The organism is Pseudomonas sp. P5_B2, assembly GCF_056400445.1.
The window spans coordinates 1-1301 of sequence record NZ_JBFULH010000922.1 but is presented as its reverse complement, the minus strand read 5'-3'; the positions used below and the strand labels follow the sequence as shown (position 1 = coordinate 1301).

The window sequence follows — 1301 nt, the reverse complement described above, 5'->3', positions numbered from 1 at the left end:
TGTTGGCTGACACACCGCYTTCGCGAGCAAKCCCRCTCCCACATTTGTTTTGTGGTGTGGCTACAGGCCCAGCAGCGACAACATGATAAATGTCGCGAACAGCACAAAGTGGGTCATGCCTTCGATAGCATTGGTTTCACCATCGTTGAGGTTGATCGCGCTGACGATCAATGTCAGGAAGATCATCACTGTCTGCACCGGGGTCATCGCCATTTGAAACGGCTGGCCGGTGTAGAGCGCCATCGCTTCCATCACCGGCACCGTCAGGATCACCGTCGACAGCGACGCGCCCATGGCGATGTTGACCACCGACTGCATACGATTGGCCAGCGCCGCGCGCAACGCCGTCAAAATCTCCGGTGCCGCCGAAATGGCCGCCACCAGAATCGCCGTAATCACCGGCGGTGCGCCCGTCCCTTCCAGCCCCAGATCGAGGGTTTTGGACATCACCTCGGCCAGTGCGCCGATCACCACCACGCCAAACACCAACGTACCAATGCTCAGCACCAGATTGATCGGCTCAGGTTCCTCCTCCGGGACTTTCCGGCGGCGTTTTTCCGGATAGCTGTAGCTGAAAAAATAACTATGCGGTCCGACCTGCATCCGCAGGAACAACGCGTAGAGCACGACCATCGCGCCGATGGTGAAGCCCGAATACATCTTCCAATTGGCCTCGGGAATGAACTCCGGCACCACCATCGACACGCCCATCGCAGTGAGGATCATCACGCTGTAGCTGCGCGCCGAGTCATCGTTATAGGACTGCTCGCCGTGCTTGAGCCCGCCCATCAACGCGGCCAGGCCGAGGATGCCGTTGATGTCGAGCATCACGGCCGAGTAAATCGTGTCGCGCACAAGGGTAGACGAAGCTTCATTGCTCATCATGATCGCCAGGATCACCACTTCCACCAGCACCGCGGCCAACGTCAGGATCATCGTGCCGTAAGGATCGCCGACTTTTTCCGCCAGCAGCTCGGCATGATGGGCGACGCGCATGGAGGCAGCGACGATGAACGCAATCAACACCAGGCCGGCAGCCAGCGCGACCGGTTGGCCGCTGTGCAGCATCCAGTGTTCCAGCGGGTACGCGACGGCGGCAGCGAGCACCGCCAGCAGCAGAAATGTTTCTTGCTTGAGGAGTGTGAGCATTGCGGGCCTTTTTTGCGCAGTGGAGCGAAAGCAGTGCGATGAGCTACTGACTGCGGTGCGACGCTAACGTTTCGTTAGACCTTAGCGCACCAAGGGATGGCAGCTGTGCAAGACCATGCACTTTTATTGGCCGTGCGGCCCCCTTCGCGAGA

Annotated in this window: 1 protein-coding gene; it reads right to left on the bottom strand. The window is 59.3% G+C overall.

Translation table 11 applies throughout. The features are described from left to right. Positions 1–60: 60 nt before the first annotated feature. Positions 61–1149 (bottom strand): calcium:cation antiporter, encoded by a 1089-nt coding sequence (locus AC1DRJ_RS28015; RefSeq protein WP_477805002.1) that lies wholly within the window; start codon positions 1147–1149, stop codon positions 61–63. Positions 1150–1301 lie beyond the last annotated feature (152 nt).